This is a genomic window from Pseudomonas sp. PMCC200344 (genome assembly GCF_030053095.1).
Classification (GTDB): Bacteria; Pseudomonadota; Gammaproteobacteria; order Pseudomonadales; family Pseudomonadaceae; genus Aquipseudomonas; species Aquipseudomonas svalbardensis.
In genome coordinates this window covers 4,845,184-4,867,508 of record NZ_CP125618.1, presented here as the reverse complement: position 1 = coordinate 4,867,508, position 22,325 = coordinate 4,845,184, and the positions used below count along the sequence as shown (strand labels likewise).

Below are 22,325 nucleotides of genomic sequence, written 5' to 3'. Positions count from 1 at the left end.
TTGGTCCCAGGCCTTGAACCTGAAACCGGGATCCTTTTGGGTGACAGTAATTGACTGCAACACCCGTACCGTTAACGCCGTTTTCGGCTCAAAAACAGTAGCCATCCGCACGCGCGGTTTGGTCTTTCAAAAATACGTTTGGTTCAACCGGAAAGAGGCAATAAAAGCGCTTGAAATCGGTGTCCGGTTTGTGTTTGGTTTTTGGCGTAAAACCCTACATGTAGGGTTTTTTTCGCGACGAGGTACAAGATAATGCGTTTTGGAGGGTGTTGCAACGTACTACCTGTGGATAAACCTGTGCGTAAATTGTGTGTGAAAGGTGGAACGGGCGTGTAGGCCGCGACCTAGCTGGAGCGGACCGTTTTTCACTGATTTTCAATGATTGAAAACGGTCATTTGGATTTTTAAGGGCGCGAACCCTATCACAAAAAACCGCGTTGTCCGAACGCATTTACCGGCTTGTGTTCTTGGCGAGCGGCGTTTATACAATCGGCCAGTGCGTACGCATTCTTATCCTCCCCAATCATTACAAAAAGACGGGCGGATCCTTCCTTATTAAGTGTTGTTGGCAAGCAGAGGTCATCGTGGAGCAAGAAGCCTGGCAGGTATTGATTGTCGAGGACGACCAGCGTCTGGCCGAACTGACCCGCGACTACCTGGAAGCCAATGGTCTGCGCGTATCGATCGAGGGCAACGGCGCCTTGGCCGCGGCACGGATCATCAAGGAGAAACCGGACCTGGTGATCCTCGACCTGATGTTGCCGGGCGAAGATGGCCTGAGCATCTGCCGCAAGGTCCGCGACAAGTATGACGGCCCGATCCTGATGCTCACCGCCCGCACCGACGACACCGATCAGATTCTTGGCCTGGACCTGGGTGCTGACGACTACGTGTGCAAACCGGTTCGCCCACGTCTGCTGCTGGCGCGTATCCAGGCCTTGTTGCGACGCAGTGAAACGCCTGAAGTGGCGCCGGAAAAACAACGGCGTCTGCAGTTCGGTCCCTTGGTGGTCGACAACGCATTGCGCGAAGCCTGGCTGAACGACAACGGCATCGAGTTGACCAGCGCCGAGTTCGACCTGCTCTGGCTGCTGGTGGCCAACGCCGGGCGCATCCTGTCCCGAGAAGAGATCTTCACCGCGCTGCGCGGCATCGGCTATGACGGCCAGGACCGCTCCATCGACGTGCGCATCTCGCGCATTCGCCCGAAAATCGGCGATGACCCGGAGCATCCGCGGCTGATCAAGACCATCCGCAGCAAAGGTTATCTGTTCGTTCCGGAAGCCTGCACGCTGTGAACTCGATCTTCCTGCGCATCTATGGCGGCATGTGCGCGGCGCTGATTCTGGTGGCGGTACTCGGCGTGCTGGCCTTGCACCTGCTTAACCAGGTGCGCGGCGAGCAATACCGCGAACGCCTGGCCCACGGCACGTTCTCGCTGATGGCCGACAACCTGAACCCGATGAACGAGACCGAGCGCCACCGAGCCTTGCTGGTGTGGGAGCGGTTGCTGGGGATTCCTCTGGCGCTGAAAACCTTCACTCAAACCGACCTCGACCTCACCCAGCGCACCCGCGTGCTGCGCGGTCAGGCGCTGGTCGAACAGACCGGTCCGCATGCGGCGAGGGTTTACCGGTTGGTCAGCGACAAGGAACAGCTGGTGCTGACCGGCGAAGTCCAGCAGATCAGCGAACAACTGGCCCGGGCGACTATTTACCTGCTGGCCGATGAACTGGTGCGCTACCCGGTGGCCGAGCAACCCGAGCGCCTGGCGCAGTTGAAGCGCGATAAAGGGTTTGGTTTCGACTTGCGGCTGGTGACGATCGAACAGGCGGACATGGACGAGGACCAGCGTCGCCGGGTGTCCGAGGGCGACACCGTGATGGCGCTGGGCAAGGGCGGCGATTCGATCCGGGTGTTTGCCGGCATGGTCGGTACACCGTGGGTGCTTGAAATTGGCCCGTTGTATCAGATGAATCCTTATCCGCCGGAGTGGCTGGTGCTGATCGCCGCCCTTGGTTTGAGCCTGATCGGTTTGATCGTCTATCTGCTGGTGCGGCAACTTGAGCGCCGTTTGCGTGGCCTTGAAGCGGCCGCCACGCGCATCGCCAAGGGCAGCCTGGAAACCCGCGTGCCGGCACGCGGCGCGGATTCGGTGGGACGGCTGGCTTCGGCGTTCAACGGCATGGCCGAGCACTTGCAGCAACTGTTGGCGATTCAGCGTGAGCTGGTGCGCGCCGTGTCTCATGAGCTGCGTACACCCGTGGCGCGGTTGCGTTTTGGTCTGGAAATGATCGGCTCGGCCACCACGCCGCAGGCGTTGGAAAAATACTGTGAAGGCATGGACCACGACATCGAGGATCTCGATCGCCTGGTGGACGAGATGCTCACCTACGCACGACTGGAGCAGGGTTCACCGGCGCTGAATTTTCAGCGGATCGATCTGGATGCGTTGGTCAATCAGGTGATCGAAGAACTGGCGCCGTTACGCGCCGAGGTCACGGTGCAGCGCGGTTTGTGTCTGTCTGCCGCTGACAACGACGACGCGTGGGTCGAGGCCGAGCCGCGTTACCTGCACCGGGCGTTGCAGAACCTGGTGAGCAACGCCATGCGCCACGCTCAATCACGGGTGACCGTCAGCTATCAGGTCGGGCAGCAGCGCTGTCGAGTGGATGTCGAGGATGACGGGCCGGGCGTGCCGGAAACGGCCTGGGAGAAGATTTTTACACCATTCCTGCGCCTCGATGACAGTCGCACCCGCGCCTCCGGTGGGCATGGGTTGGGGTTGTCCATCGTGCGGCGAATCATCCATTGGCATGATGGCCGGGCGTTGATCAGCAAGAGCAAAAGCCTGGGCGGGGCGTGTTTTAGCCTGAGCTGGCCGAGGAATCAGGAGAAGCGTTGAGATTGGCGCAGGACCTGTAGCAGCTGGCGAAGCCTGCGTTCGGCTGCGCAGCAGTCGTTAAACATACAACTCGGTGCTTCAGATAAACCGCGTGCGCATGCATTTACGACTGCTGCGTCCGATCGCGGCCCGAGCCGAACGCAGGCTTCGCCGGCTGCTACAGGATCGCGTTCTCAGGCCTTGATGCTGACCAGACTCAACAACTGCCCATCCACCACCCCGAACTGCGCATCCAGCTCAGTGCCATTGCGCCACTCGCTGGACAGATCTGTCAGCAACCGCAGCCGCACTTCACCGCTCTCGGCCCACTCCAGAACTTCGGCATGTTCAAAATAAAAGCGCTGCTGAACGATCGGATACAGCGCTTTGAACAGGCTTTCCTTCACCGAAAACGTCAGGGTCACCAGCATCGCCAACTGATCGCAAGGGCCAGCGGTCATGCGTTGCAACTCGGGCGGGGTGAGGATTTCCCCGGCCAGTCGCTCGGCCCGTTCAGGGTTGAGCAGGTTTTCCAGGTCCATCCCCAAGCCGCGCCAGTGGGTTTTCTTCGCGACAATCGCCGAGGCCCGGCCGGTGCTGTGGGTGATCGAGCCCGTGATGTGCGTCGGCCACACCGGAGCCCGGTCCTCGCCGATGGCCGGGATAAAGTTCAGCCCTTCCAACTGTTGCAACGCCGCCCGAGCGCAAACTCGCCCGGCGAGGAACTCAGCCTGACGCTTGGCGACCGAACGCTGGATGGTGGGCGGCGGCTCGATGGCGCTGCGCTGGAAATCATCGCTGGCCAGTTGCGAGGTATCGAAGTGAGTGCTCAACAGCACCGTATCGGGCAGCGCAAACGGCAGCGGCCAATGGGCATCGAGTGGAGTGCAGCAGACGGGTAGGGCGGGTGCGCGATTCATGTGGGGCATTTTGCCGGGTTGCTCTCAGGCTGGGTAGCCCCACAGTGATCGTTCCCACAGGGACCGTGGGAACGATCACTGTGTCAGGCAAAGATTTTTTTGAAGAACGCCTGCATGTCCGCCCAGTGATTCAGCTCAGGTTCAGAGTGCGTTCAGGGGGAGTTCAGGGCCGGGTGAGTAACCTTGCCCCGTACCCAAATAGCACATAGCGCATAAGGAACTCCCCTATGATTGGCTTCAAAAAACTGCTTCTGGCTTTCACTGTCCTGAGCGCGAGTACCGCGGCTTTCGCTTCCGACGACAATTTCGCCAGCCTTACTTTTGGACAGACCAGCGACAAGGTCAAAAAGTCCCACGCCCTCAACGACAACCTCAACAGCCCGAACGCCGACGGCGTGATCGGCAAGGACAACACCTGGGGTGTGCGTCTGGGCCAGCAAAACAGTCAGGGCCGCTACTACGCCACTTACGACAACGTGTCGGGCTCGCACAATGGCATTAAATTGCGTCAGGAAAACCTCTTGGGCAGTTACGATCTGTTCTACCCGGTGGGCGGCAGCACCAAATTGTTCGGCGGCGCCACGGCCGGTTTGACCAAAATGACTCAGGATTCCCCAGGCTTCAGCCGCGACAGCGACATCGGTTACGCCATCGGCGGCCAGGTGGGTGTCCTGCAACAGGTTTCGCAAAACACCTCGGTGGAACTGGGTTACCGTTATCTGCGCAGCAACGCCAGCACCGAGATGAGCGAACGCGGTGGCAGCAAACAGGGTTCGCTGGACCTGACCAGCAGCGCCCAGACCTACCTGTCGGCGAACTACGCTTTCTAAACTGGTCGCGGGCAAGTGGCAATGCCCGTCAGGTAAGCAAAAAAAACCTGTGGGAGCGAGACCGGCTTGCCGGCGAAGACGGAGTATCAGTCGACATCATCGTTGCCTGAAACACCGCTTTCGCGAGCAGGCTCGCTCCCACAGGGATCTCGCTTGACTGACGGGCGTCGCCCTGTCAGGCATCGCGGTTCGAAACGGTGCTGCTGGAGATAACGATTTGCGTAGGAGAGCGTTATGAAACTGCTGGTCGTCGAAGATGAAGCGCTGTTGCGCCATCACCTGCAAACCCGCCTGACGGACAGCGGCCATGTGGTCGAGTCCGTGGCCAATGCCGAAGAGGCGCTGTACCAGACCGAGCAGTACAACCATGACCTTGCGGTGATCGACCTCGGCCTGCCGGGCATGGGCGGGCTCGACCTGATTCGTCAACTGCGCTCGCGCGGCAAGACTTTCCCGATCCTGATCCTCACCGCTCGCGGCAACTGGCAGGACAAGGTCGAAGGCCTCGCCGCCGGCGGCGACGATTACGTGGTCAAGCCGTTCCAGTTCGAAGAACTTGATGCCCGGCTGAACGCGTTGTTGCGCCGCTCCAGCGGTTTCACCCAATCGACCATCGTCGCCGGGCCGTTGCTGCTGGACCTCAATCGCAAACAGGCGTCCCTCGATGAACAACCGCTGGCGCTGACGGCGTACGAGTACCGGATTCTTGAGTACCTGATGCGACATCACCAGCAAGTGGTGGCCAAGGACCGCTTGATGGAACAGCTCTACCCGGACGACGACGAGCGCGATCCGAACGTGATCGAAGTGCTGGTCGGCCGTCTGCGCCGCAAGCTGGAAGGCCCGGCCGGCTTCAAACCGATCGATACCGTGCGTGGCCTCGGCTACCTGTTCAATGAGCGCTGCACTTGATTCGTTCCCTTCGCGTCCGTTTGATGCTCGCTGCCACGATCCTGGCGGTGTTGTTCATGCTGGCGTTGCTGCCGGCGATGCAGGGCGCGTTCAGCCTGGCGTTGCAAGACTCGATTGAACAGCGCCTGGCGTCAGACGTCACCACGCTGATCTCCGCCGCCCGGGTGGAGAACAACCGCTTGCAGATGCCGGCGCAGTTGCCCGATGAGCGTTTCAACCTGACTGACGGCCGTTTGCTCGGCTACATCTATGACCGCGAAGGGCATCTGGTCTGGCGCTCGAAGGGCACCCACGAAGAGCACATCAACTACAAACCGCGTTACGACGGACGCGGTAACGAGTTCGCGAGAATCAGCGAAGCCAACGGCCAGGAATTCTTCGTCTATGACGTCGAGGTCAAACTGCTAGGCGGCAAGAGCGCGGCGTTCAGCATCGTCGCGCTGCAACCGGTGCGTGAGTACGAAGACACCCTCGAAGGCTTGCGCGAAAACCTCTACCTCGGATTCGGTGCCGCCTTGCTGGTGTTGCTCGCGCTGCTGTGGATCGGCCTGACCTGGGGCTTGCAGGCGTTGCGCCGGCTCAGCCAGGAACTGGACGAGATCGAAAGCGGCACCCGCGAAAGCCTCAGCGAACAACACCCGCGCGAACTGCTGCGCCTGACCGGCTCACTCAACCGCTTGCTGCACAGCGAGCGCGAACAACGCAGCCGCTATCGCGATTCCCTCGACGACCTGGCCCACAGCCTGAAAACCCCGCTGACCGTGCTGCAAGGCGTCAGCGAAGACATGGCCCAGCGCCCGGCCGATCGCGATCAGGCCTGGGTGCTGCAAACCCAGATCGAACGCATGAGCCAACAGATCAGCTATCAACTGCAACGCGCCAGCCTGCGCAAAAGCGGTCTGGTGCGCCATCAAGTGCGTCTGCGGCCGGTGCTGCAAAGCCTCTGCGACACCCTGGACAAGGTCTACCGCGACAAACGCGTGCGGGTCGCCTTCGATCTGCCGGAGCAGTGTTACGTGCCGATCGAGGAGGGCGCCCTGCTGGAAATGATGGGCAACCTGCTGGAAAACGCCTATCGCCTGTGCCTCGGTGAAGTACGCATTAGCGTGCGCGAAAGCCTTGGCGGGATTGAATTGTGTGTTGAGGATGACGGGCCGGGCGTGCCACGGGATCAGCGAGCGCGGATTCTGCAAAGGGGAGAGCGGCTGGATCGGCAGCATCCGGGACAGGGGATTGGGCTCGCGGTGGTGAAGGACATTATTGAAAGCTACAACGCGAAGCTGACGCTGGGGGATTCGCCGATGGGCGGGGCGGCGTTTCGGATTCATTTTTCGGGGGTTTAGTGATTGGCTGGGCTGGCCTCATCGCGAGCAGGCTCGCTCCCACGTTGGATTTGTGGCGTTCACAAATACCCTATTCACAGCCAATCCCTGTGGGAGCGAGCCTGCTCGCGATGAGGCAGGTTCAGCCACCACAAGGCTCATGTCAGACCGCTAAACAAGCACTGTTTAAACGACACTTCCAGATACTCTCCCAGGCTACACATCCTTGCGCCGCTGCCTACGACTACGCCAGAATCCGCCGGCTTGTGCGCCTTGGGTCTGGGGCTCTATCGTTTCCCTGTCGCTGACCATCAGCGATCGGGTTTAGCAGCTCGGGTCATCTCTAGACGTACAGCGTCCGCCGTTGATGTTATGGCGGCTTTGCGTGGGGCACTTCGGTGCGCCGGGTTCTAGAGTCCTGGTCTGCTAACCCGCGTACGGCCGCCACCCCTTTTTCGTTTAGCAGCGATGCGTAGCGGCTCCATCACTCTAGGAGCTTCAGATGTTCAAGATCACCCCAAATCCGCCAGAAACCGACGACGTTTCCCCGCACGAACCCCCCGATTCCAAAAAACTCAACGAAGCCGCCGACCGCGCCCTCGATCATTACCTCAACCCGGCCGTCCACATCAAAGCCACCCCGCGCACACCCGGCACCATGTTCATCGTCAACCCGGAACTCGATACCGAAACCCTGCTGGCCCACGCGTGTGAGTCGCTGGCCTCGGCGAATGTCATGACCATGGACCTGGCGGATCAGATGGAGGGGTCGAGTCGCAATTCGCTGTTGGGGATTGCGCAGATCATCATGCTGGGGGAGCTGGCGGTGAATCGGGCGCTGGATAACATCGATCCGCAAGACTAGCGAAGGTCTGGTGGTGAGTGGGTAAGTGTGGTGCCTGACAAGAGTCGCCTGGTTTGAGATCCAGCCCTCACCCTAACCCTCTCCCGGAGGGAGAGGGAACTGATCGGGGGATGTCCAGCCTATCCTGCGACCTGAAAGTCCTGCATCGAATCCATAATCAACGGGGTCTTTCAGGTCGCAGAATTTCTTAAAACAACTCGGTCAGTCCCCTCTCCCTCCGGGAGAGGGTTAGGGTGAGGGCTGCTCCTGCGCCCGATAAGCCCCCGGCGTCAACCCGGTCCACTTCTTGAACGCCCGGTGAAACGCCGAAGGCTCTGAAAACCCCAGTTGCTCGGCAATCTGTTGCAACGACAGGTCCGCACGCCCCAGGTGATAAATCGCAATGTCCCGCCGCAGCTGATCCTTCAACTCCTGAAAACTCGACCCTTCCTCCCGCAAATGCCGACGCAAGGTTTGCGGACTGATGTGCAGGTGTGCGGCCACCGATTCCAGATCTGGCCAGTGTGAACTGTCGCGGCTGAGCAATCGGCGCAACTGGCTGCTCAAACTGTCGCCATCATCCGGGCGCGACAACAGGTCGGCGGGGGAGCGTTCGAGGAAATGTTTGAGTGTCCGTTCGTCCTGCAACAGCGGCATGTTCAGGTAGCGACTGTGAAACAGCAGGCTGCTCTGCTCGGTGGAAAACTCCATCGGGCAGGGGAACAGCAAATCGTATTCGGCGCCGTGCTCGGGTTTCGGGTAGCTGAATGTCGCCTGTTCCAGCCGAATGCGCTGGCCGATCAGCCAGCTGCCGAGTCGATGCCACACCATCAGCTGGCTCTCGGTGAGGAAGTGGTCCGGGTCGCGGAACTGCGAATCGTCGAGGCTGAGGCGGATCATGTCGTCTTCGCGGGTCAGGGTCAGACGCGGGCTGTCGGGGAATAAGCTGTAAAACAATAGGCCGCGGTGGAGTGCTTTCTCCAGATTGCGGCAGTGGATCACCGCATGGCACATCATCGCGAAGCTGCCGGGTTTGCTCGGCGCCTGTCCGAAGCCCAGGTATTCGTCGTCCAGGACCAGCCACAGCCCCTGGATCAATCGAGCGAACTGCTCGGGTGCGATTCGGGCGCGCGGCTCCTCAAGCAACTCGGGGCTGATCCCCAGTTGCTGCAACAGACTTGAATAGTCGTAGCCACGCCGACGCGCGCCACCGAGGGCGGCGCGGGCGAAATGGCTGGCGATGGTGCGTTCGCGCATAGAGGGCAGGTCCGTCCACTGAGCAATGGATGGTAGCGGTGCCCGTCGAGGATGAACAAGGCGGATATCCGCCAAATTGCAGGACGAGGTTTGGCGGGTGGGCGGAAATCCGCCACATCGTTGTAGCGGGTGAGTGACCCAAAAAAACCTGTAGCCCTTGATGCCACAAGGCTGGCAGGTTTTTTTTCGAAGGTGGCACGGGGCTTGCGATACAAGCCGCAGAGGTCTGCCATCGTGCAGCTCGACAAAACAAATCCCTCCAGTGCAGGAGGGTTCGCAATTGAGGTGTCAGGGACAACAGATGGATGTTGTTACTGGGGCACTCTTGAGGAACTTTGCAATGACGACTCGTCAGCCACTGTATAAATCCCTGTACTTCCAGGTGATCGTTGCCATCGCTATCGGCATCCTGCTCGGTCACTTCTACCCGCAGACCGGTGTAGCCCTCAAGCCGCTGGGTGACGGGTTCATCAAACTGATCAAAATGGTCATCGCGCCGATCATCTTCTGTACCGTCGTCAGTGGAATCGCCGGCATGCAGAACATGAAATCGGTCGGCAAGACCGGCGGCTATGCGCTGCTGTACTTCGAAATCGTTTCCACCATTGCCTTGCTGATCGGTCTGGTCGTGGTCAACGTCGTGCAACCGGGCGCCGGCATGCACATCGACGTAACCACTCTGGATACCAGCAAAATCGCTGGCTTCATCTCGGCCGGTAAAGACCAGAGCATCATCGCTTTTGTCCTCAACGTGATCCCGAACACCATCGTCGGCGCCTTCGCCAACGGCGACATCCTGCAAGTGCTGATGTTCTCGGTGATCTTCGGCTTCGCCCTGCATCGCCTGGGTGCCTACGGCAAACCGGTGCTGGACTTCATCGATCGCTTTGCTCACGTGATGTTCAACATCATCAACATGATCATGAAGCTCGCTCCAGTCGGCGCGTTCGGTGCGATGGCCTTCACCATCGGTGCCTACGGTGTCGGTTCGCTGGTGCAACTCGGTCAGCTGATGATCTGCTTCTACATCACCTGCATCCTGTTTGTGGTTCTGGTACTGGGCGCCATCTGCCGCGCGCACGGTTTCAGCGTACTCAAGCTGATCCGCTACATCCGTGAAGAACTGCTGATCGTGCTGGGCACTTCCTCTTCGGAATCCGCGCTGCCACGCATGCTGATCAAGATGGAACGCCTGGGTGCGGATAAATCGGTAGTGGGTCTGGTGATCCCTACTGGCTACTCGTTCAACCTCGACGGTACTTCGATCTACCTGACCATGGCGGCTGTGTTTATCGCTCAGGCGACTGATACGCCGATGGACCTCACTCACCAGATCACCTTGCTGCTGGTGCTGCTGTTGTCCTCCAAAGGTGCGGCAGGTGTGACCGGTAGTGGTTTCATCGTGCTGGCAGCCACTCTGTCGGCCGTGGGTACTCTGCCGGTGGCCGGCCTGGCGCTGATCCTCGGTATCGACCGCTTCATGTCCGAAGCCCGTGCGCTGACCAACCTTGTTGGTAATGCTGTTGCGACCCTGGTCGTGGCCAAGTGGGTGAAAGAGCTGGACGAAGACAAGCTGCAAGTCGAGCTGGCTTCCGGCGGTCGCGGTATCTCCGACGAGCGTGAAGTAGACGACCTGGGCGTGGCTGAAGGCCCAACCCCGGCCAGCGTCAAGTAAGTACTCTGGCAGCATGAGAAACCCGCTTCGGCGGGTTTTTTCATGCTTGCGATTTGAGCGCAACGGTCAGCGCATCTGACGCATAAGGTGATTGCTGCAAGGGCGTTGGCTGCCTAGTCTGGAGGCATCGTTTACGGAGAACGCCCATGCTCGGTCCACTGGCATCACTCAAGGTTCTGGATTTCTCGACACTGCTGCCGGGGCCATTCGCCTCGTTGTTGTTGGCAGACATGGGCGCCGAGGTGCTGCGCATCGAATCGCCAACGCGCATGGACCTGCTGCGGGCCTTGCCGCCTCACGATCAGGGCGTCTCCGCCAGTCACGCTTACCTCAATCGCAACAAGCGCAGCCTGGCGCTGGACCTCAAGCAGCCTGAGGCGCTGGAGGTGATCAAGCAGTTGCTGCAGGACTACGACATCGTGCTGGAGCAGTTCCGCCCCGGCGTGATGGAACGATTGGGCCTGGGTTATGAAGCCTTGAAGGCGATCAATCCGAAACTGATCTACGTGTCGATCACCGGTTACGGCCAGACCGGCCCCTACAAGGACCGCGCCGGCCACGACATCAACTACCTGGCGCTGGCGGGGCTGGCGAGCTACACCGGCCGCGCCGACAGCGGGCCGCTGCCGTTGGGCATGCAAGTGGCGGATATTGCCGGTGGCTCGTTGCACGGTGTGATCGGGCTGCTGGCGGCGGTCATCGCCCGGCAACAAACCGGGCAGGGGCAGCATCTGGATGTGAGCATGACCGACTGTGTGTTCAGCCTGAACGCCATGGCCGGCGCCGGGTATCTGGCCTGTGGCGTGGAGCCGGGAAGGGAGGATCAGATGCTCAACGGTGGCAGTTTCTACGACTATTACCGTTCCCGCGATGGGCGCTGGTTCTCGGTGGGCAGTCTGGAGCCCGCGTTCATGAAACAACTGTGTGCGGCACTGGGGCTGGAGGCGCTGGAAACCTTGGGGTTGTCGCCGGAACCGGCCTTGCAAAAGGCGCTGAAGAACGCGCTGAGGATTGAGTTCGAGACCCACGATTTTGCCGAGTTGTGCGCGTTGTTTGCCTCGTTGGATGCGTGTGTCGAGCCGGTGTTGAGCCTGGGCGAAGCGGTGCGGCATCCGCAGTTGAAGGCGCGGGCGCTGGTGACCGAAGTGCCGCGTGGGGACGGGACGACTCAGGCGCAGATGGCATGTCCGTTGAAGTTTTCGCAAGGGTTGCCTGAGCCGCGGCATATCGGCGCGGCCATAGGGCAGCATACGGATCAGGTGTTGGGGGAGTTGGGGTTTAGTGCTGAGCGGATTGAAGAGCTGCGGCGCATCAAGGTGATTTTGTAGCGCCTGGTTAGACGCCATCGTCGGAACGCACACCACAAATCCCGCTATTCGACCCGCATCTCCCCACTAAACACCAACGTGCTCCGGCACCGCCGACACAAATAACGCCGCCCTTGCCGCACCAAACCATGGCGCTGGGCGGAAAACGGAAAGTCACTGTCCGCACACGGGCATTTGTAGATGTAGCGGGTCACGCTGCGGCGTTTGACGTCGTAGGTGTGGCATCGATTGGGCGGCAGCTCGTACACGCCGCGCATGATCAGTTGCCATTCTTCGCCATGGGGCTGGATGCGGTCGCCGAACAGTTGATGGGCGATCAGGTGCGCAACCTCGTGGGCCACGGTTTGTTTGAGGAAGTCTTCGCTGTTTTCCCGGTACAACTGAGGATTGAAGCGCAGCAGGTTCTCGTGCAAATGCGCGACACCGGCTTTTTGCCCGCGCAGCTTGAGGCTCACCACGGGGCGTTTGAAAGGTCGTTTGAAAAAGGATTCGGCTAGTTGGTAACAGTCTTCGACGCGGGTATTGAGTTGCTCGGGCATGCTTGATGGATCTCCAGAGGCGTCGAGTATGCCGCAACCCTCGGGACTTGCGAATCGCCGAGGCGCCGAATGGTCGTCACCGTTTTCCATCCTTGAGCATTAGAAGGCCGCCTTGCGGCGGCCTGTGTTGGCAGATCTTGTTTTTGGGTGATGTGTTGCTAATTGGTGTAGACCGGCCCCACGCCGAGTCCCCAGACAATTACAGTGAACGCCATGATGGCCACCAGCACCACCAGGCCTACCGCAAGCACCGAACTTGAAAACAGAAATCCCTCGTCTGATGGAATGTTCATAAAAGTGGGTAGCCCCACATACAGCAGGTACACCGTGTAGCAGATGGCCGCGGTGCCGACGATCATCCCAAGCCACATGTGTGGGTACAGCGCCGCCAGACCGCCGATAAACAGCGGTGTCGCGGTGTAGGTCGCAAATGCAACGCAGCGTGCCAGACTCGGATTGGCGTCATAGGTGCGAGCCATCCAGTGGATGAACGCGCCCATTACCGCCACACCGCCAAGCATCGCCAGGTACGACATGACCGTCATCCATATCGCGCTTTCCACCGTCAGCATCACCGGTGCGCGACTGCCAATGACCCAGCCGACCTGAGTGGTGCCAATAAACGCCGACACCGCGGGGATCGCCGCCAGAATCAGGGTATGAGTGAGATACATGTGGCTGATGCTTTCCTCCTGGTCGCCACGGATCTCTTTCCATTCTTGGTCAGGGTGGGTGAAGAGCCCCACTACGTGATGGATCATGCCAGTCACTCCTCTTGTATTTACCGTCGCCCCCCAGTGGAGCGCCTACGGGCCAAAGTGGCCGAGTAAGGAAAGGTCTGGATATGTGTGCGACCTTATGTCGCAGTATAGAAAGGTCTTAACGGTGCAGGTTGCAGCGCTTTAGAGCAAATTGCGCTGTAAACGGTCCTGTTAATCGCCGTAGGGTCTGTCATCAACCCAATCCCTTGTGGACTCTTCGCCGACGACGCGTTTTTGCGTAAAATGCCGGCCTTTCGTCACACCTCACGGATTTCGCGTCATGGGCACTCTTACGGTCAACCAGAACAAACTGCAAAAGCGCCTTCGCCGCCAGGCCGGTGAGGCTGTTGCCGATTTCAACATGATTGAAGACGGCGACAAGGTCATGGTCTGCCTGTCCGGTGGCAAGGACAGCTACACCATGCTCGACGTGCTGTTGCACTTGCAGAAGGTCGCCCCGATCAAGTTCGAGATCGTGGCCGTGAACATGGACCAGAAGCAGCCGGGTTTTCCTGAGCATGTGCTGCCGGCCTACCTCAAAGAACTGGGCATCGAGTACCACATCGTCGAGAAAGACACCTATTCGGTGGTCAAGGAGTTGATCCCGGAAGGCAAGACCACCTGTTCGCTGTGCTCACGCCTGCGTCGCGGCACGCTCTACACCTTCGCCGACGAAATCGGCGCGACCAAGATGGCCCTCGGTCATCACCGCGACGATATCGTCGAGACCTTTTTCCTGAACATGTTCTTCAACGGTTCGCTCAAAGCCATGCCGCCGAAGCTGCGCGCCGACGATGGCCGCAACGTGGTGATCCGTCCGCTGGCCTACTGCAACGAAAAAGACATTCAGGCCTACTCGGACTTCAAGCAATTTCCGATCATCCCGTGCAACCTCTGCGGTTCCCAGGAAAACCTGCAACGCCAGGTGGTCAAGGACATGCTTCAGGAATGGGAACGCAAGACGCCAGGCCGCACCGAAAGCATTTTTCGCAGCTTGCAGAACGTGATCCCGTCGCAGCTGGCGGACCGCAACCTGTTCGACTTCACCAACCTGCGTATCGATGAAACCGCCGCGTCGCGGTTCGTCAACGTAGTAAACCTCTGACACAAATTGTGTGGGAGCGGGCTTGCTCGCGAAGGCGGTGTTTCAGGCAACTAAGTTGTCGACTGACACTCCCTCTTCGCGAGCAAGCCCGCTCCCACAGGTTTTTCGATTACCTCAGGAGAGGGCATGCGCGATTACAAGTGGCTGCACGAATACTGTCTGAACCGCTTCGGTTCGGCAGCTGAACTGGAAGCCCATCTGCCCATTCCGAAAACCCCGGCGCAATTGCGCAAGATCAGCGACGACCGCTACCTCTCGACCATGGCGCTGCGCGTCTTCCGCGCCGGGCTCAAGCACAGTTTGGTGGACGCCAAATGGCCGACGTTCGAAGAGGTGTTCTTCAGGTTTGACCCGGAAAAAGTCGTGCTGATGAGCGCCGAACACCTTGAGCGTTTGATGCAGGACGCGCGGATCATTCGTCACCTGGGAAAACTCAAGAGCGTGCCGCGCAACGCGCAGTTCATTCTGGATGTGGCGCATGAGAAGGGCAGCTTCGGCGCGTTGATCGCCGATTGGCCGGTCACGGATATCGTTGGGTTGTGGACCTACCTGAAAAAGCGCGGTCATCAATTGGGCGGGTTGTCGGCACCGCGGTTCTTGCGGATGGTGGGCAAGGATACGTTTGTGCCGAGCTACGACGTGGTCGCGGCGTTGAATGCGCAGAAGATCGTCGACAAGGTGCCGACCAGTCTGCGGGATCTGGCCACGGTGCAGGGCGTGTTCAACCAGTGGCATGAAGAAAGTGGTGGGCGGCCGATGAGCCAGATATCGATGATGCTCGCCTACACCGTCAATCATTGAGACCGAGTCGATCCCTTCGCGAGCAGGCTCGCTCCCACAGGGTTCACGCTGCCTTGTGGGAGCGAGCCTGCTCGCGAAAGCGGTGTATCAATTGGCGCTAATCTCGCCTTCGCCTGCAAGCTTGCGGTTCAACTGAAACCGCCACCGCACATACAACAGCGCCGAGCAGAACACCGCCAGGCTCGCGCCCATTTCCAGCAAACCAAACAGCTGCCGGTTCGGGTCATATGCCGCCAGTGCGCCCTTGATGAAATACAGGTTCACCACAAAACACATCCATGAATGCCCGCGCGCGCTGCCGATAATCATCCCCGGCGCCAGCAACAGCAGCGGCACCAGTTCGATCAGCAGAATCACCCACGGCCGTGCGCCGTGCAGGTCGGCGACCACCAGGTAGTAGGCGCACAGCAAACCCACCAAACCGAAGTAGCACAGCAGGCTGATGACGCGCATCGCCCGAACCCGCGGTTCGAGCCATTCGATGGAGGGCAAAATTTTCGGCTTTTTGGCCACGTCAGTTCCCCAGTTTCTGTGCAGTCTTCGCCAAGCGCAGGCCCAAGGCCCGACACAGCGCGACTTCATGTTCATTCAAGCCGCTTTTGCCATCGGCCCCGGCGTGATGGCTGGCGCCGTAAGGCGTGCCGCCACCACGGGTTTCCAGCAAGGCAGATTCGCTGTACGGCAGGCCGGTGATCAGCATGCCGTGGTGCAGCAACGGCAACATCATCGACAGCAGCGTGGTTTCCTGGCCGCCGTGCAGGCTCGCGGTGGAGGTGAAAACGCCAGCCGGTTTGCCCACCAGCGCACCGGTCAGCCAAAGGTTGCTGGTGCCGTCGAGGAAGTACTTGAGCGGCGCCGCCATGTTGCCGAACCGGGTCGGGCTGCCCATGGCCAGGCCCGCGCAGTTCTTCAAATCGTCGAGGCTGGCGTACAGCGCGCCTTCGTCCGGGATGTCCGGCGACACGGCTTCGCACTCGGTGGAAATCGGCGGCACCGTGCGCAGGCGCGCTTCCATCCCGGACTGCTCGACACCCCGGGCGATCTGCCGGGCCATTTCATTGGTCGAGCCGCTGCGGCTGTAATACAGGACCAGAATGTACGGCGCACTCACGGCAGCAACTCCAGCACATTCTCCGGCGGACGGCCGATGATGGCTTTGTCGCCGACTTCGAGAATCGGTCGCTCCATGAGTTTCGGGTTGGCGGCGATGGCGGCGATCAATTGCGCCTCGCTGAGGCTGTTGTCGGCCAGGTTGAGGGTTTTGTATTCGTCCTCACCGGTGCGCAGCAGTTGCCGGGCGCTGATGCGGAGCTTGGTCAGCAGACTCTGGATTTGCGCAGCGTTCAGCGGGGTGTCCAGGTAGCGGACCACCGTCGGGGTCAGGCCACGGGCTTCGAGCAGTTCGAGCGCACCGCGGGATTTCGAGCAGCGCGGGTTGTGATAAAGCGTCAGATCGGTCATGTGCGGTTCGCATCTTGCGTAAGGTGACGGCTATTCTAACTGTGCAGCGCGTAATCCAGAACCTTGGGAGGCGATGGGTCGCAGGCGCATTCAATTTTGAACAAGGAATACGACATGACTAGGCGACTGGCAGCGGCATTGGCGATCATCGGTACGTTATTGCTGGGGGGCTGTGGTAACGACTATGGCATCGACCAGAGCGGCCAGAAAGTTGCCGCCGAACGTCTGGACAAACAATGGCTGGTGCTCAATTACTGGGCTGAATGGTGCGGGCCTTGCCGGACCGAGATCCCGGAATTGAACACCTTGGCCGATCAGCTCAAGGACAAGAAGATTGGTGTGTTCGGGGTCAACTTCGACAATGTGCAGGGTGAAGAGCTGAAAAGCGCCAGCGAGAAACTGGGCATCAAGTTCACCGTGCTGGCCGCGGATCCGGCTGAGCTTTTTGAATTGCCGCGCAGTGAGGCGTTGCCGGTGACCTACATCATCGATAACAAAGGCAAGGTAAGGGAGCAGCTGATGGGTGAGCAGACGGCGGCGGGGGTGATGGCTAAGCTGGAGGCGTTGCAGGCGAAGAATTGAAGGTGGGGAGGGGATCTGAATTCTGTGTTGGGCTTTAGAACCATCCCTCACCCCAGCCCTCTCCTCAATGGGGAGAGGGGGCCAGGGGGCCGATCGGGGCTTTTCAGTATCTGAGTTCGACTCGATTTTCCCGGTCGCAGAATATTTGAAAGCCAACTCGATCAGTCCCCTCTACCTCTGGGAGAGGGTTAGGGTGAGGGCTGGCGATCTAACTGCTCAACCCTCTTCAAGCCACCAACGCAACGGCTTCCCTTGCGCCGGCCAGAAACGCATCTGCGCCATCGGCGAGACGTCCCAACGCTGAACGTTTTCCAACGCCTGGAGGAAACGCTTTTCCTGCTCCATCAACGCCGGCGCACACAGTTTGCGGGTGCTGCCAACCTTGCCGAAGCTCAGCTTGTCGTCTTCCAGGGTGTACGGCGCGAACCAGTGGTTGCAGCCGCCGTTGCCGTAGGCTCGACCGTCTTCACCGAGGGTGACGGTCAGGTGGCTGTAGTCCATCAACGGACGTTCGCCGATCCACTCCAGAATGTAGCTGCGGTTCTGTTGCAATTGCACCGGCTCGGCGGCGCAGCCCAGCAGGCTGGCGCCAACCATAGCGGTCAGAGCGAAGCGTTTCATCACGCGGGCTCCTGGCATTTCGGGCACAGGTGCTTCTCGCCGACCGTGGTCCAGCCCAGCTCGGCAATCCGTGCAGTGGCAGCAGGCTTTTCAGCCTTGTTGCCCAGCTTGGCGTCGACCGCGAACTCGAAGTTCAGCTCTTTGGCGCAGCTGTCGCAGTTGACTTTCCAGGTGTGGATCGCCAGTTCGCCGAACACCGGACCACTGGCCACCGCGACCCATTGGCCTGGCGGATTGATCAAGTGGCGAACCGTTTCGACGGTCAGGCGCATGGACAAGTCCTTGGCGCCTTTGAGGGTCACTACCAGCACGTCGTTGTTACGAATCGAGCCGCCGTTGCCGGTGACTTGATAACGCCCCGGCACAAGGGCGCGGCATTCGGTGAGGGTGTGTTGCGGGTTCATCAGGCTATAGCGGAAATCGTGTTCGACCATGGGTCCTCCAAATATGCGCGGCATGCTAGCACGGACATCAGCGCAGCATGGCGCGGGCGTATGACCTTCGATCTGGTTCAGTCACCCTTTACCAGATTCGCAGGCGCGCCCGCCGCCCAGGCGGCGATGTTCAGCAAGGTGGTCGCGGCAATCGCGCCCAGGGCTTCGCGGGTCAGGAAGGCCTGGTGAGCGGTGATGATCACGTTCGGAAAGGTCAGCAGCCGCGCCAGCACATCGTCCTGCAGCGGCAGGTCGGAACGGTCCTCGAAGAACAGCTGTGCCTCCTCTTCATAAACATCCAGCCCCAGATAACCCAGTTGACCGTCCTTTAACGCGTCGATCAGCGCCGGTGTGTCCACCAGACCACCGCGGCCGGTGTTGATCAGCATCGCACCCGCTTGCATGTGCGACAGTGACTCGCGATTGATCAAGTGTTTGCTTTGTTCGTTGAGCGGGCAGTGCAGGCTGATGATCTGCGACTCGGCCAGCAGTTGCGGCAGGCTCAGGTAACGGGCGCCGAGGGCTTCGACTTGCGGGTTGGGGAAGGGGTCATACGCCAGCAATTGGCAGCCAAAGCCGTTCATGATTTTCGCGAAGGTCGCGCCGATCTGCCCGGTGCCGACCACGCCGACGGTCTTGCCCACCAGGTCGAAGCCGGTCAGCCCGTGCAGGCTGAAATCCCCTTCGCGCGTACGGTTGTAAGCCCGGTGCAGGCGTCGGTTGAGCGCCAGGATCAGCGCCACCGCATGTTCCGCCACCGCGTGGGGCGAGTAGGCCGGGACGCGCGCAATCGCCAGCCCCAGACGCTTTGCCACTGCCAGATCGACATGGTTGTAACCGGCCGAGCGCAGGGCGATCAGGCGTGTGCCGCCCGCGGCCAGGCGTTCGAGCACTGGCGCGCTGAGGTCATCATTAATGAAGGCACAGACCACCTCGTGATGCTCGGCCAGCGCCACCGTATCAAGGCTCAGTCGCGCCGATTGAAAGTGCAGTTCAATGCCGGCCGGTAGCTCGGCACTGAGAAAACTGTCGCGGTCGTAGGTCTGGTTGCTGAAAAGAATCGTGCGCATGTGCTCCTCCTGGAACGTGCATCAAGCGTTTATACGGGCATGAGCGGCCAGGCGATTGATGGCTCGGTCGAGGTCTTCCAGCGCGCTGGGGGCTTTGGGGTCCTGTTGCTTGAGCAGGGTTTCGCTGCGCTGGCAGGCAGCGCGCAGTTGCGGGACGCCGCAATAGCGTGTCGCACCGTGCAGGCGATGGACGCGCTCGATCAGGGCGTTCTGGTCGTTGGTTTCCCGGGCGAAGCGAATCGCCTCGCGGTCGGCTTCCAGAGATGCCAGCAGCATTGCCAGCATGTCCGCCGCCAGATCAGCCTTGCCAGCGGCCAGACGCAAACCTTCTTCGTGATCGAGCACCTGCAACTCATGACTGCCACCGTGGCTTTCGCTGGAGCGCTCCGGCCCATGATTGCGCAGCGCCAGGCCAGTCCACTTCAGAACCACTTGGGCCAGTTGCCGTTCGCTGATCGGTTTGGTCAGGTAGTCGTCCATGCCGCTTTGCAGCAGCGCGCGCTTTTCGTTGGCCATGGCGTGAGCGGTGAGGGCAACGATCGGCAGCGGCGTGCAATGCCGTTCACTTTCCCACTGGCGAATCGCTTCAGTGCTTTGCCGCCCATCCATGCCGGGCATCTGAACGTCCATCAGCACCAGGTCGAAGGTTTCGGTCTGCACCGCCTTGACCGCCGCGTAACCGCTTTCCACCGCGAGGACTTTGGCGCCCATGTCTTCGAGCAGGGTTTGCACCAGCAGCAGGTTGGCCGGGTTGTCGTCGACGCAAAGCACTTTTGGCGCACGGCTGGACACCGGTTCGCCGGGTTCGCTGCGTTGCTGACGCGGATTGACCAGGTCGGACAAGGCCCGCCGCAGCTTGCGGGTGCAGGCCGGTTTGGCCTGGAGCTGGCTGTGCGGATTGGGCACCGAGAGGTGGAACAGCGTCTGTTCGGTGGTCGGGCACAACACCAGCACCTTGCAGCCCAGGTGTTCTAGGTCCCAGATGTGCTGGTTGAGGCGCTCTGGTGGCATGTCGTTGCTGGTGATGCCGAGCACCGCCAGGTCGATCGCCTGATCGGTCTGATGCGCGCCGGTCACGCCATTGGTCAGGCTTTCCAATGTATTGAACGGGGTGACTTCGAGGCCACAGTCTTCCAGTTGATGCTGCAATGCCTGACGGGCCAGTTCGTGGTTTTCCAGCACTGCCACCCGACGTCCGAGCAACGGCGGACCGGGCAGGTCTTCGGCATCGTCGCGGGTTTTGGGCAGGCTCAGGCTGATCCAGAATTCCGAGCCTTCGCCGGGGGTACTGTCGACACCGATCTCGCCACCCATCTGTTCGATTAGTCGTTTGGAAATCACCAGCCCCAGACCGGTGCCGCCCGGTTGCCGGGACAGCGAATTGTCAGCCTGGCTGAAAGCCTGGAACAAGGCGCGCACGTCCTGGTTCGACAGCCCGATGCCGGTGTCCTGAATGCTGATGCGCAGTTGCACGCTGTCTTCGTGCTCTTCCTCGAGCATGGCCCGGGCGACGATGGTGCCTTCGCGGGTGAACTTGATCGCATTGCTGACCAGGTTGGTGAGAATCTGCTTGAGCCGCAGCGGGTCACCCACCAGCGACAGCGGCGTATCGCGATAAACCAGGCTCACCAGCTCCAGCTGCTTGGCGTGGGCGGCCGGAGCGAGGATGGTCAACGTGTCCTGGAGCAGGTCGCGCAAGTTGAACGGAATATTGTCGAGCACCAGTTTGCCGGCCTCGATTTTCGAGAAGTCGAGAATCTCGTTGATGATCCCCAGCAGGCTGTCGGCGGACTTTTCGATGGTGCCCAGATAGTCGAGCTGGCGCGGGGTCAGCTCGCTTTTTTGCAGCAGATGCGTGAAGCCGAGAATGCCGTTGAGCGGCGTGCGGATTTCATGGCTCATGTTGGCCAGGAACTCGGATTTGATCCGGCTGGCTTCAAGGGCTTCCTTGCGCGCCAGGTCCAGTTCGATGTTCTGGATTTCGATGGTTTCCAGGTTCTGGCGCACGTCTTCGGTGGCCTGGTCGATGCTGTGTTGCAATTCCTCCTGCGCGTTCTGCAGGGTGCCGGCCATACGGTTAATGCCGGACGCCAGCGTGTCCAGCTCCTGGCTGCCAAGGGGCGGCAGACGGGTTTCCAGATGACCGTCCTTGAGTTGCGCCACCGCTTGCTTGATCTGACTCAGCGGCCGATTGATGCTCCGACCCATGCGCAACGCCAGCAACGCCGCACCGGCCAGGCCTGCGCCGATCAGCAGCAGGCTGGCGAACAAGCTGCGATAACCGCGCAGCAGCATGCCGTTGTGGGACAGTTCAAGTTCGACCCAGCCCAACAGGCGGTCGGCTTCGTCGGGAATCAAGTCACCGGCCAGATTGCGGTGCTTGCCGAACACCGGCAGCAAGTAACGCGTCGCGTCATTACCGCTGCGGCGCAGCATCTGCGAACTGTTGCCGATCGGGGCCTGATTGAGCATGGTCGGGCCGGCATGGGCCAACAGGGAGCGGTCGGGCGCGAGGAACGTTACGGCGCGCACGTCCGGTTGTTCGAGGGATTGGGTGGCAATGCGTTCCAGCAGCTCGGTGTTCTTGTGGCCCATGGCCGGGGCCACCAAGGGCGCCAGTTGTTCGGCGATCATCTCGCCACGCTGCATGAGCTGGGTTTGCAGGTCGGATTGCTGCATCCAGGTGAAATAGCCGCCCAGAACCAAGGCCATCAGGCTGGTCGGCAACAGGGTCAGCAATAGCACGCGGCCTTTAATTCCCAGTTTCTTGAGCACGCATCTCTCCTGCATCCAGCGATTTAATGACCTGCACGTACGTCCAGCACGCGCCACCTGCGCAGTGTAGCGATTTGCAGGCGGGCAATCTTCGTAAAATTGATGTCGGCATTCGTCGGCTGGATCGCCACTTTTACCTCACGGGCAAACCTTGTGTTGCCCGCAGCGAGGCAATCTTGAATAATCTCCAACTGAGAATTATTT

At 60.2% G+C, this 22,325-nt stretch carries 22 protein-coding genes; 11 read left to right on the top strand and 11 right to left on the bottom strand.

Going from position 1 to position 22,325, the window contains the following annotated elements:
* Positions 1-584: 584 nt before the first annotated feature.
* Together QFW87_RS22300 and QFW87_RS22295 are read left to right on the top strand one after the other, a co-directional pair.
* Positions 585-1,298, top strand: a complete 714-nt coding sequence (locus tag QFW87_RS22300; RefSeq protein WP_046046510.1) for a response regulator — start codon at positions 585-587, stop codon at positions 1,296-1,298.
* The gene (locus tag QFW87_RS22295) at positions 1,295-2,905 is read left to right on the top strand and encodes an ATP-binding protein (RefSeq protein ID WP_283188900.1); all 1,611 of its coding nucleotides are present in this window, start codon (positions 1,295-1,297) and stop codon (positions 2,903-2,905) included. Before QFW87_RS22300 ends, QFW87_RS22295 begins: the two co-directional genes overlap by 4 nt.
* Positions 2,906-3,078: 173 nt before the next feature.
* On the opposite strand, the gene QFW87_RS22290 is transcribed toward QFW87_RS22295, so the two are convergent.
* Complete coding sequence (locus QFW87_RS22290) at positions 3,079-3,804, bottom strand: 4'-phosphopantetheinyl transferase superfamily protein (RefSeq protein ID WP_283181322.1); 726 nt, start codon at positions 3,802-3,804, stop codon at positions 3,079-3,081.
* A gap of 227 nt (positions 3,805-4,031) precedes the next feature.
* Between QFW87_RS22290 and QFW87_RS22285 the strand changes: the two genes are divergently transcribed.
* The 4 genes from QFW87_RS22285 to QFW87_RS22270 all read left to right on the top strand — a co-directional run bounded on the left by QFW87_RS22285 (position 4,032) and on the right by QFW87_RS22270 (position 7,733).
* The gene (locus QFW87_RS22285) at positions 4,032-4,634 is read left to right on the top strand and encodes a hypothetical protein (RefSeq protein WP_283188899.1); all 603 of its coding nucleotides are present in this window, start codon (positions 4,032-4,034) and stop codon (positions 4,632-4,634) included.
* Between the two features lie 234 nt (positions 4,635-4,868).
* Positions 4,869-5,546, top strand: a complete 678-nt coding sequence (locus QFW87_RS22280) for a response regulator (protein ID WP_283181320.1) — start codon at positions 4,869-4,871, stop codon at positions 5,544-5,546.
* Positions 5,543-6,889 (top strand): ATP-binding protein, encoded by a 1,347-nt coding sequence (locus QFW87_RS22275; RefSeq protein ID WP_283188898.1) that lies wholly within the window; start codon positions 5,543-5,545, stop codon positions 6,887-6,889. The genes QFW87_RS22280 and QFW87_RS22275 overlap by 4 nt, the downstream gene beginning before the upstream one ends.
* 481 nt (positions 6,890-7,370) lie before the next feature.
* On the top strand, positions 7,371-7,733 hold the full coding sequence (locus QFW87_RS22270; protein WP_283188897.1) for a DUF6124 family protein: 363 nt from the start codon (positions 7,371-7,373) through the stop codon (positions 7,731-7,733).
* Between the two features lie 228 nt (positions 7,734-7,961).
* Here QFW87_RS22270 and QFW87_RS22265 read toward each other — a convergent pair whose 3' ends face one another.
* Positions 7,962-8,969, bottom strand: coding sequence for an AraC family transcriptional regulator (locus tag QFW87_RS22265; RefSeq protein ID WP_283188896.1), 1,008 nt, complete (start codon positions 8,967-8,969; stop codon positions 7,962-7,964).
* A gap of 340 nt (positions 8,970-9,309) precedes the next feature.
* Between QFW87_RS22265 and QFW87_RS22260 the strand changes: the two genes are divergently transcribed.
* Both QFW87_RS22260 and QFW87_RS22255 read left to right on the top strand, forming a co-directional pair.
* A complete protein-coding gene (locus QFW87_RS22260; protein WP_283188895.1) occupies positions 9,310-10,644 on the top strand; it encodes a dicarboxylate/amino acid:cation symporter in 1,335 nt (444 codons plus the stop codon).
* Between the two features lie 146 nt (positions 10,645-10,790).
* Positions 10,791-11,972 (top strand): CaiB/BaiF CoA-transferase family protein, encoded by a 1,182-nt coding sequence (locus QFW87_RS22255; protein ID WP_283188894.1) that lies wholly within the window; start codon positions 10,791-10,793, stop codon positions 11,970-11,972.
* Positions 11,973-12,016: 44 nt separating this feature from the next.
* Here the strand turns inward: QFW87_RS22255 and QFW87_RS22250 are convergent, their stop codons facing one another.
* Positions 12,017-12,511 carry a SprT family zinc-dependent metalloprotease gene (locus QFW87_RS22250; protein WP_283181314.1) on the bottom strand — a complete coding sequence of 165 codons (495 nt, stop codon included), beginning with the start codon at positions 12,509-12,511 and terminating at the stop codon, positions 12,017-12,019.
* A 158-nt stretch (positions 12,512-12,669) separates the two neighbouring features.
* Complete coding sequence (locus QFW87_RS22245; RefSeq protein ID WP_008147981.1) at positions 12,670-13,272, bottom strand: Yip1 family protein; 603 nt, start codon at positions 13,270-13,272, stop codon at positions 12,670-12,672.
* Positions 13,273-13,552: 280 nt separating this feature from the next.
* Here QFW87_RS22245 and ttcA point away from each other — a divergent pair, with 280 nt between their 5' ends.
* Positions 13,553-14,377 carry a tRNA 2-thiocytidine(32) synthetase TtcA gene (ttcA, locus tag QFW87_RS22240; RefSeq protein ID WP_283181313.1) on the top strand — a complete coding sequence of 275 codons (825 nt, stop codon included), beginning with the start codon at positions 13,553-13,555 and terminating at the stop codon, positions 14,375-14,377.
* Between the two features lie 126 nt (positions 14,378-14,503).
* The gene (locus QFW87_RS22235; RefSeq protein ID WP_283181312.1) at positions 14,504-15,178 is read left to right on the top strand and encodes a DNA-3-methyladenine glycosylase I; all 675 of its coding nucleotides are present in this window, start codon (positions 14,504-14,506) and stop codon (positions 15,176-15,178) included.
* A gap of 87 nt (positions 15,179-15,265) precedes the next feature.
* Here the strand turns inward: QFW87_RS22235 and QFW87_RS22230 are convergent, their stop codons facing one another.
* From QFW87_RS22230 to arsC, 3 genes are read right to left on the bottom strand one after another with little or no spacing between them, the layout of a single operon-like run.
* Entirely contained in the window at positions 15,266-15,691 is a 426-nt protein-coding gene (locus QFW87_RS22230) for a DUF2069 domain-containing protein (protein ID WP_283181311.1), read from the bottom strand.
* A 1-nt stretch (position 15,692) separates the two neighbouring features.
* Entirely contained in the window at positions 15,693-16,289 is a 597-nt protein-coding gene (gene wrbA, locus QFW87_RS22225; protein WP_046046494.1) for an NAD(P)H:quinone oxidoreductase, read from the bottom strand.
* The gene (gene arsC, locus QFW87_RS22220; RefSeq protein WP_283188893.1) at positions 16,286-16,639 is read right to left on the bottom strand and encodes an arsenate reductase (glutaredoxin); all 354 of its coding nucleotides are present in this window, start codon (positions 16,637-16,639) and stop codon (positions 16,286-16,288) included. Before arsC ends, wrbA begins: the two co-directional genes overlap by 4 nt.
* Before the next feature lie 114 nt (positions 16,640-16,753).
* Here arsC and QFW87_RS22215 point away from each other — a divergent pair, with 114 nt between their 5' ends.
* Positions 16,754-17,221, top strand: coding sequence for a TlpA disulfide reductase family protein (locus QFW87_RS22215; protein ID WP_283181309.1), 468 nt, complete (start codon positions 16,754-16,756; stop codon positions 17,219-17,221).
* Positions 17,222-17,437: 216 nt separating this feature from the next.
* Here QFW87_RS22215 and QFW87_RS22210 read toward each other — a convergent pair whose 3' ends face one another.
* The 4 genes from QFW87_RS22210 to QFW87_RS22195 form a co-directional block, all read right to left on the bottom strand.
* The gene (locus QFW87_RS22210; RefSeq protein WP_283181308.1) at positions 17,438-17,842 is read right to left on the bottom strand and encodes an META domain-containing protein; all 405 of its coding nucleotides are present in this window, start codon (positions 17,840-17,842) and stop codon (positions 17,438-17,440) included.
* Positions 17,842-18,276, bottom strand: coding sequence for a hypothetical protein (locus QFW87_RS22205; protein WP_008147995.1), 435 nt, complete (start codon positions 18,274-18,276; stop codon positions 17,842-17,844). The genes QFW87_RS22210 and QFW87_RS22205 overlap by 1 nt, the downstream gene beginning before the upstream one ends.
* A gap of 77 nt (positions 18,277-18,353) precedes the next feature.
* Positions 18,354-19,346, bottom strand: coding sequence for a 2-hydroxyacid dehydrogenase (locus QFW87_RS22200; RefSeq protein ID WP_283181307.1), 993 nt, complete (start codon positions 19,344-19,346; stop codon positions 18,354-18,356).
* A gap of 21 nt (positions 19,347-19,367) precedes the next feature.
* Positions 19,368-22,121: a response regulator gene (locus QFW87_RS22195; protein WP_283188892.1), complete on the bottom strand. Its 2,754-nt coding sequence runs from the start codon at positions 22,119-22,121 to the stop codon at positions 19,368-19,370.
* Positions 22,122-22,325: the final 204 nt, after the last annotated feature.

Excerpts from the sequence above, each read along its gene's own strand:
- QFW87_RS22290 (WP_283181322.1), bottom strand. The coding sequence starts at position 3,804 with ATGAATCGCGCACCCGCCCTACCCGTCTGCTGCACTCCACTCGATGCC.
- QFW87_RS22285 (WP_283188899.1), top strand. The coding sequence starts at position 4,032 with ATGATTGGCTTCAAAAAACTGCTTCTGGCTTTCACTGTCCTGAGCGCG.
- QFW87_RS22280 (WP_283181320.1), top strand. The coding sequence starts at position 4,869 with ATGAAACTGCTGGTCGTCGAAGATGAAGCGCTGTTGCGCCATCACCTG.
- QFW87_RS22270 (WP_283188897.1), top strand. The coding sequence starts at position 7,371 with ATGTTCAAGATCACCCCAAATCCGCCAGAAACCGACGACGTTTCCCCG.
- QFW87_RS22265 (WP_283188896.1), bottom strand. The coding sequence starts at position 8,969 with ATGCGCGAACGCACCATCGCCAGCCATTTCGCCCGCGCCGCCCTCGGT.
- QFW87_RS22260 (WP_283188895.1), top strand. The coding sequence starts at position 9,310 with ATGACGACTCGTCAGCCACTGTATAAATCCCTGTACTTCCAGGTGATC.
- QFW87_RS22255 (WP_283188894.1), top strand. The coding sequence starts at position 10,791 with ATGCTCGGTCCACTGGCATCACTCAAGGTTCTGGATTTCTCGACACTG.
- QFW87_RS22250 (WP_283181314.1), bottom strand. The coding sequence starts at position 12,511 with ATGCCCGAGCAACTCAATACCCGCGTCGAAGACTGTTACCAACTAGCC.
- QFW87_RS22245 (WP_008147981.1), bottom strand. The coding sequence starts at position 13,272 with ATGATCCATCACGTAGTGGGGCTCTTCACCCACCCTGACCAAGAATGG.
- ttcA (WP_283181313.1), top strand. The coding sequence starts at position 13,553 with ATGGGCACTCTTACGGTCAACCAGAACAAACTGCAAAAGCGCCTTCGC.
- QFW87_RS22235 (WP_283181312.1), top strand. The coding sequence starts at position 14,504 with ATGCGCGATTACAAGTGGCTGCACGAATACTGTCTGAACCGCTTCGGT.
- arsC (WP_283188893.1), bottom strand. The coding sequence starts at position 16,639 with ATGACCGATCTGACGCTTTATCACAACCCGCGCTGCTCGAAATCCCGC.
- QFW87_RS22215 (WP_283181309.1), top strand. The coding sequence starts at position 16,754 with ATGACTAGGCGACTGGCAGCGGCATTGGCGATCATCGGTACGTTATTG.
- QFW87_RS22210 (WP_283181308.1), bottom strand. The coding sequence starts at position 17,842 with ATGAAACGCTTCGCTCTGACCGCTATGGTTGGCGCCAGCCTGCTGGGC.
- QFW87_RS22205 (WP_008147995.1), bottom strand. The coding sequence starts at position 18,276 with ATGGTCGAACACGATTTCCGCTATAGCCTGATGAACCCGCAACACACC.
- QFW87_RS22200 (WP_283181307.1), bottom strand. The coding sequence starts at position 19,346 with ATGCGCACGATTCTTTTCAGCAACCAGACCTACGACCGCGACAGTTTT.